Annotated in this window: 6 protein-coding genes; 4 read left to right on the top strand and 2 right to left on the bottom strand. The window is 65.4% G+C overall.

Translation table 11 applies throughout. The features are described 5' to 3' along the window. Positions 1–172: 172 nt before the first annotated feature. Both VKZ87_RS07970 and VKZ87_RS07965 read right to left on the bottom strand, forming a co-directional pair. Positions 173–1,810: an MFS transporter gene (locus VKZ87_RS07970; protein WP_324220719.1), complete on the bottom strand. Its 1,638-nt coding sequence runs from the start codon at positions 1,808–1,810 to the stop codon at positions 173–175. A 110-nt stretch (positions 1,811–1,920) separates the two neighbouring features. Next, positions 1,921–2,820, bottom strand: a complete 900-nt coding sequence (locus tag VKZ87_RS07965) for a LysR family transcriptional regulator (protein ID WP_324220718.1) — start codon at positions 2,818–2,820, stop codon at positions 1,921–1,923. A 90-nt stretch (positions 2,821–2,910) separates the two neighbouring features. Between VKZ87_RS07965 and VKZ87_RS07960 the strand changes: the two genes are divergently transcribed. From VKZ87_RS07960 to VKZ87_RS07945, 4 genes are all read left to right on the top strand, one after another. After that, on the top strand, positions 2,911–4,257 hold the full coding sequence (locus tag VKZ87_RS07960) for an acyclic terpene utilization AtuA family protein (RefSeq protein WP_324220717.1): 1,347 nt from the start codon (positions 2,911–2,913) through the stop codon (positions 4,255–4,257). Further along, positions 4,254–4,634, top strand: coding sequence for an AtuA-related protein (locus VKZ87_RS07955; protein ID WP_324220716.1), 381 nt, complete (start codon positions 4,254–4,256; stop codon positions 4,632–4,634). Before VKZ87_RS07960 ends, VKZ87_RS07955 begins: the two co-directional genes overlap by 4 nt. Beyond that, on the top strand, positions 4,631–5,602 hold the full coding sequence (locus VKZ87_RS07950) for a TAXI family TRAP transporter solute-binding subunit (protein WP_324220715.1): 972 nt from the start codon (positions 4,631–4,633) through the stop codon (positions 5,600–5,602). Before VKZ87_RS07955 ends, VKZ87_RS07950 begins: the two co-directional genes overlap by 4 nt. A 26-nt stretch (positions 5,603–5,628) precedes the next feature. Continuing rightward, positions 5,629–6,392, top strand: a 764-nt coding sequence (locus VKZ87_RS07945) for a TRAP transporter large permease subunit (RefSeq protein WP_324220714.1), incomplete at its 3' end; no start/stop codon positions are given.

Raw genomic sequence — 6,392 nt, 5'->3', positions numbered from 1 at the left:
ACGCCATTCCAGATCGTGGGGGCGGTTCTCGTCATAGGCAGTATCTGGCTCGGCCAGCATGGCAGCCATAAGCCGCTCCCGGTGATCCAATCTCCCGAAGCCGGCATGCAGGCTTCAAAGGCTGACGCTTGAACAGATCGGTATGCGGCGATTCCGCCGTCCGCGAAGACGCTCAGTGGAATGCCGAACCCGGCCGGATGGTGATGTCTTCCTTGGGTGGAACCGTCTGGCGTTCGATGAGTCGCCGGACGCGGGGCGGCTCGTCGCCTTTATGCAGCTTGCGCAGCCGCTGCATGACCTCGAAGTCGCCTTTGGTGCGTCTGGAGTTGTGGCGGATATACTCGAGCCAGGTCGGCACGTGGTAGGACTCGGTCCATAGTTCGGGATTCTCGACATCCCGCAGCAATGCCCAGCGCTGCCCGCCATCCCGCAGCCGTATCCGCCGGCGCAGCGTCATCGCCTTGAGGAACTCCGGAACATCCTCGGGGGCGATCCGGTACTCGATGGTGATGAAGATGGGGCCGCTGCGCGCCTTCAGATCCAGTTCCGGCGTCGGTGCTATGAACTGGTCCAGCGGATCGAGGTCGAGGGAAATGATTCCCGGCATGGCAAAACGGAAGCCCGCCGCGATGCAGACCAGCAGGCAGAGGCCGGCAACGACGAGAGCGGCCGAGACGCCGTACAGGTCGGCGACCGAACCCCACAGCCAGCTGCCGATGGCGATGCCGCCGAAGTTGGACATCTGGTACAGCGCGATCGCCCGCCCGACCACCCATCGCGGCGTGGAGAGCTGGACCGTCACATTGAACAGGGACAGGCAGATCACCCAGCAGGCGCCGGCCGGGATCAGAACGATGTAGCTCAGGTAGGTGTTGCTGCTCAGGCCGAGCGCAACCGCCGATGCGAGCGTGACGAGGCAGCCCGCGCGAAGCACGTTCTCGTCCGCAAGCATGCGCCGGACCCGTGCGTTCACCAGGGCGCCGAGGATGGCGCCGACGCCGAAGGTGCCGAGCAGGCCGCCATAGGTCAGGGCGCCCGCGCCAAGGAGGTCGCGCGCGACGACGGGCAGCAGGGCGAGCACCGATCCTGCGCAGCTGGAGAACAGAATCGTCCTGAGCAGGACGGTCAGGATATTGGGCGACATCGCGACGTAGCGAAGGCCGGCCGACATCGCGCTGAGGAAGTCCTCGCGCGGCAGCTCGGACTTGACCCAGTCCGGCCGCCACTTTGCCAGCACCCATATCAGGGGAATGTACGAGACGGTGTTGATCACGAAGGCGAGGGTCGCGCCGACGCTGGCCACGATCGTGCCGCCCACAGCCGGGCCGATGCTCCGCGTGACGTTGAAGCCCATGTTGTTCAGGATCACGGCGGCAGGCAGGGTGTCGCGCGGGACAGTGTCCCGGACGCTGGCCTGCCAGGAAGGGTTGTTTGCCGCGGCGCCGGTGCCGATCAGAAAGGTCAGCGCCAGCAGCGTCCAGGGCGTGATCCAGCCGAAATAGACAGTGACCGCCAGAATGGCCGACAGCACGAGCATGGCGGTCTGGGCGCCAAGCATGACCAGCCGGCGGTCGAAATTATCGGCCACCGCTCCCGAGGCCAGCGCGAACAGCATCACCGGCAGCGCATTCATGCCCTGGACGAGGGCGACCAGGGTGGCGGAGCCGCTGATTTCAAGCATCACCCAGCTGGCGCCGATCGTCTGGATCAGCACGCCGTGGTTAGAGACGAGCGAGGCGATCCAGAAACGCCGGAAAGTCCTGTGCTGGAAGGGCGCAAAAGTGCCGACGGTATTCTGGGCTGAGGTCATGGCCGGTTACGGTCCGGGCGGCGGGTGCTGCTGGTTGGGCGCATTCTCGTCCTCCCGGTACTCTGAACGAAACCGGACAGCGAAGCTACTGGGCATATTACATGCACCGGTCACGGTCGTTCGGGCTGTGACCTGTCGGGGATCGCGCGGATGAGGCTGGCAGCCGCGACCGAAGGCGTGCGGCCTCTGCGCTGGACAAGGCCCATCGTCCGCTCGACCACCGGTTTCCGGATCGGGACTTCAGCCAGATCCGCAAAGCGGAGCAGCGGTATTGTCAGTGAGGGCAGAGCCGCCACGCCGAGTCCCTGGCTGACCAGGGCGCCCACGGTGGCCAGATGCTCCGGGTCGTACTGGCTCTGGGACTCGATGCCGGCCGCGGCACAGGCGGAATCGATGAGCTGCCTGACGCTGGAGGTGCGGGCCATGGTGATGACCGGATAGCGGACGATGTCGGCCCAGGTGACGGATTGTCTGGCCGCAAGCCGGTGGTCCTTGCGGCAGATCATCACGAAGCGGTCGACGATCAGCGGGCGGAACTCGAGGTCCCTCGTCTTGTCCGGCGCGACGGTCAGTCCGAAATCCGCGGCGCCGCTTTCGACAAGCTCCTGGATCTGGTCGTGCAGCGTGTCCCTGATAATGACGCTGACACCGGGATGATCCGCCTTGAACCGCGCCAGGGCCGGCGGCAGGGTCACCGCGGCGAGGGACGGCAGGGCGGCCACCACCACGCGCCCGCGCCGCTGGGCGAGATAGTCCTGCAGGTCGGCCGCCACGGCCTCGAATTCGTCGATCAGGCGAGTGCCCAGGCGCTTCAGCTCCTCGCCCTCGGCGGTGAGCACGACCTGCCGGGTGGTCCGGTCGAACAGCCGCGCGCCCAGACCGTCCTCCAGCTTGCGCACGGCAGAACTCAGGGCCGGCTGGGACAGGTGCAGGCGCTCCGCCGCGGCGCTGAAGCTGCCGAGTTCGGCCACCGCCCGGAAGATCTGGAGCTGCCGCAGGCTCACATTCATAAGCATGACTTATGAATAGATAAGATAAATCCATTTGTAAAATGGCTTCCCACCCGCCAGCCTTCAGGCAGTTTGCGGGGAGGAAACAGCATGAAGGCCGGCACGGTCTTCGTTGGATGCGGCGCCGGGTTCTCCGGTGACCGGCTCGACGCGGCGCTGCCGGTGGTCGAAAGCCTGGTCCGCAGAGGCGGGCCGGCCGCCATCATGTTCGAGACGCTGGGCGAGCGTACGCTGGCGCTGGCGCAGCTGGCCCGGCTGAGTGATCCAGATCGCGGATACGAGCCGCTGCTGGAACGGCTGCTGGCGCCGGTCCTGAAGCCCTGCCTGCAGAACAGGATCACCATTCTGGGCAATTTCGGTGCAGCCAACCCGAGGGCTGCCGCCCGGGCCATCGTCGCCCTGGGCCGGAAGCTGGGCTGCCCGTCCATGCGGGTGGCCGTGATTACCGGCGACGACCTGATCGAGGCGGGGCTGACCGGCGACCTGCAGGACGAAGCCGGCAAACCGCTGTCGGTCGCAGCACCGCTTTCCGCAAACGCCTATCTCGGCGCGGCGCCGCTGGCCGAGGCCATGGCGGCCGGCGCCGATGTCATCGTGACGGGCCGCGTCGCCGATCCCGCGCTCGCGCTCGCTCCCTTCATGCATCATCACGGCTGGTCGCCGGACGACTGCAACCTGATGGCCAGCGGAACTCTGGCTGGTCATCTGCTGGAATGCGGCGCACAGGTATCCGGCGGCTACTATGCCGATCCCGGCTTCAAGGATGTTCCGGATCCGCACAATATCGGGTTTCCGATCGTGGCCATGCAGCCCGACGGCAGCTTCACCATCGGCAAGGCCGACAATACCGGCGGCCTGGTCAACCGGCACACCGTTACCGAGCAGATCCTGTACGAAATCCATGATCCCGCCCGGTATCTGACGCCGGATGTCGTGCTGGATGTTACCGGTGTGAGTCTGGCGGAAAGGGCTGCCAACGAAGTTGAGGTCTCGGGGGCTACGGGAGCACCGCGCCCCGAGCGGCTGAAAGTCACCGTGGGTTTCGATGGCGGGTGGCTGGGCGAGGGAGAAATCTCCTATGCCGGCCCGAATGCGGTCGGCCGGGCCCGGCTGGCGCTGGATGTCGTCAGGAAGCGGCTGGGGCCGGGCCTGAATGTCCGCGGCGACATCATCGGTCTGGGCAGCGTGTTCAACGACGATGGCGGGGCCTGGCTGGAACGCCAATCCGGTCTGCCTGGTGACGTCCGGGTCAGAATCGCGGTGATGTCGCCCGACAAGGCCGAGGCTGACCGCGCCGGCGAGGAAATTCTCGCGCTCTACACCTGCGGTCCTGCCGGCGGCGGCGGTGTGCGCAGCAGCACGCGCCGCCGGATCGCCACCACATCCGCCTTCATCCGCCGCGAGAAGGTCCGGACAGCCGTGGAGATGGTCTCGTGAACGAGTACCGGCCTGTTCCCGGAACGGAAGTTCCGCTCCACCGGATCGCCCACGGGCGCACCGGCGACAAGGGCAATCGCCTGAATGTCAGCGTCATCGCCTACCGGCCCGAATATTTTCCGATCCTGTGCGAGCAGGTGACGGAGGAGCGGGTCCGCGCGCTTTTCGCCCATCGCCGGCCCACGGCGGTCCGGCGCTACGTGCTGCCGAATCTCTGGGCGCTGAATTTCGTTATCGACGACGTCCTCGAAGGCGGCGTCAATGATTCACTCAATCTCGATGGTCACGGCAAGACACATTCCTTTCTGGTGCTGTCGCTGCCGGTCCGCGTTCCGGAAGAGTTCAGAACAATCAAAGAGGAGGAAACTGCAAGATGAAACTCAAACTGCTTGCGGCGGTTGCCGCCACGATAGCCCTTTCCGCAAATATGCCGGCTGAGGCCAAGGACAAGCTGCTCATCGGATCCACGTCCGCGTCCTCGAGCCAGTACGGATACTTCGTTGCGCTGTCGCAGCTGATCAACAGCAAGGTGCCGAATGTCGAGAGCGCCGTGGTGGAGACCGGCGCCACTGTCGACAATCTGCGCCGCATCGAGCGCAAGCAGATCGACATGGGTCTGGTGACGACCAATGTCGGCTACCAAGCCTATGCGGGCGAGGGTGCCTTCGAGGGCAAGAAAGTCGACAATCGCCTGCTGTTCGTCTACTCCGGCGCTCCGCAGAACGTCATCGTGCGGCAGGACAGCGGCGTGAAATCGCTGGCCGAACTGAAGGGCAAGCGGTTCAATCCCGGTCTGAAGGGATCCGCGACCGAGAAGACCACCGAAGCCGTCTTTGCAGCGCTCGGCCTGGCGCCGGACTATGTGCGGGGCTCCACGACGGACATCGTCGATGCCATGAAGGACAACCGCGTCATCGGAACGGTGAAGTCGGGCGCGGGCAACAAGCTGGACGGCTCGACCCTCGACATCGCAACCTTCACGCCGATCCGGGTGCTCTCGCTGGATGCGGACCAGAAGAAACTGGTCGCCGAGAAGTTTCCGGATCTCTCGGTGGTCGATGTGCCGGCGGGTGCCGCCGACGGCATTCCGGCCTACAGCACCTGGAGCTTCGGCCTGGCCGTCCATTCCCGCACCGACCTGCCGGAAGAGATTGCCTATCAGATCGCCAAGGCGGTGTTCGAGGACAAGACCGTGCAGGCCGGCGCCCTGGCCAGCCTCAAGGGTCTCGACCTGATGAAGATGACCGTCGAAAACGGAACCATCCCGCTGCACCCGGGTGTTGCGCGCTATCTGAAGGAGAAAGGCGTAACCATCCCGGCCAAGCTGATGCCGAAATCCTCGTAATCGGGATCCGGTAACGGGGACCCGAGATGCACGCCAAGGCGACGAAGCTCATGGCCGCACTGCTCGGCCTGTTCATCCTCTATACGTCCGCATTCGGGTCGTTCGAGGGGCTGATACAGCGGGCCAGCTTCGTCGCACTCATCGTCGTCCTGGGTCTCCTGATGTTTCCCCTGGGCGCCGGCAAGAGCTGGCGCCCGTTGGGCATCGTCATCGACCTGGTGGCGGGCGGCATTTCGGTTGCCGCCTGTGTCTACACCATCGTGAACTATGACGAGATCATGGGAAGCCTGCCGACGGCGACCTATCTCGACATCGCGCTTACCACCGGGATCGTGCTGACGATCCTCGAGATTTCCCGGCGGGCGATCGGCGGCATCTTCCCGGCCATTGCCCTGGCAGGCCTTGCCTATGCGCTGCTGGGGCAGTATCTGCCGGGCTCTCTCAGCCACCGCGGCTTCGACATCTATTTCGTGACCGAAACGCTGCTGCTGGGCGATCTGGGTATCTGGGGGCTTCTCGTGGGTGTCGCCAGCACCACGATCGGCGCCTTCATCCTGTTCGGCAGCGTCCTCCTCTTCACCGGGGGCGGCCAGACCTTCATGGATCTCGCGATCCGCCTCAGCGGGCGCAGCCCGGGGGGCGCCGCCAAGATCGCGACGGTTGCCTCAGGCCTGTTCGGAATGATCAGCGGCAGCGCGGTCGCCAACGTGGCGACCACCGGCAACTTCACCATCCCGCTGATGAAGCGGCTGGGCTACCCCCCGGCGCTGGCGGGCGGCATCGAAGCCGT

It is taken from the genome of Ferrovibrio sp. (assembly GCF_035304305.1).
In the GTDB taxonomy this organism is placed as follows: Bacteria; Pseudomonadota; Alphaproteobacteria; order Ferrovibrionales; family Ferrovibrionaceae; genus Ferrovibrio.
The sequence above is the reverse complement of the archived record's forward strand: the minus strand, read 5'-3'. Positions and strand labels throughout refer to the sequence as shown.

Coding starts and splice junctions, on each gene's coding strand:
- VKZ87_RS07950 (WP_324220715.1), top strand. CDS start 4,631: ATGAAACTCAAACTGCTTGCGGCGGTTGCCGCCACGATAGCCCTTTCC.
- VKZ87_RS07965 (WP_324220718.1), bottom strand. CDS start 2,820: ATGAATGTGAGCCTGCGGCAGCTCCAGATCTTCCGGGCGGTGGCCGAA.
- VKZ87_RS07960 (WP_324220717.1), top strand. CDS start 2,911: ATGAAGGCCGGCACGGTCTTCGTTGGATGCGGCGCCGGGTTCTCCGGT.
- VKZ87_RS07970 (WP_324220719.1), bottom strand. CDS start 1,810: ATGACCTCAGCCCAGAATACCGTCGGCACTTTTGCGCCCTTCCAGCAC.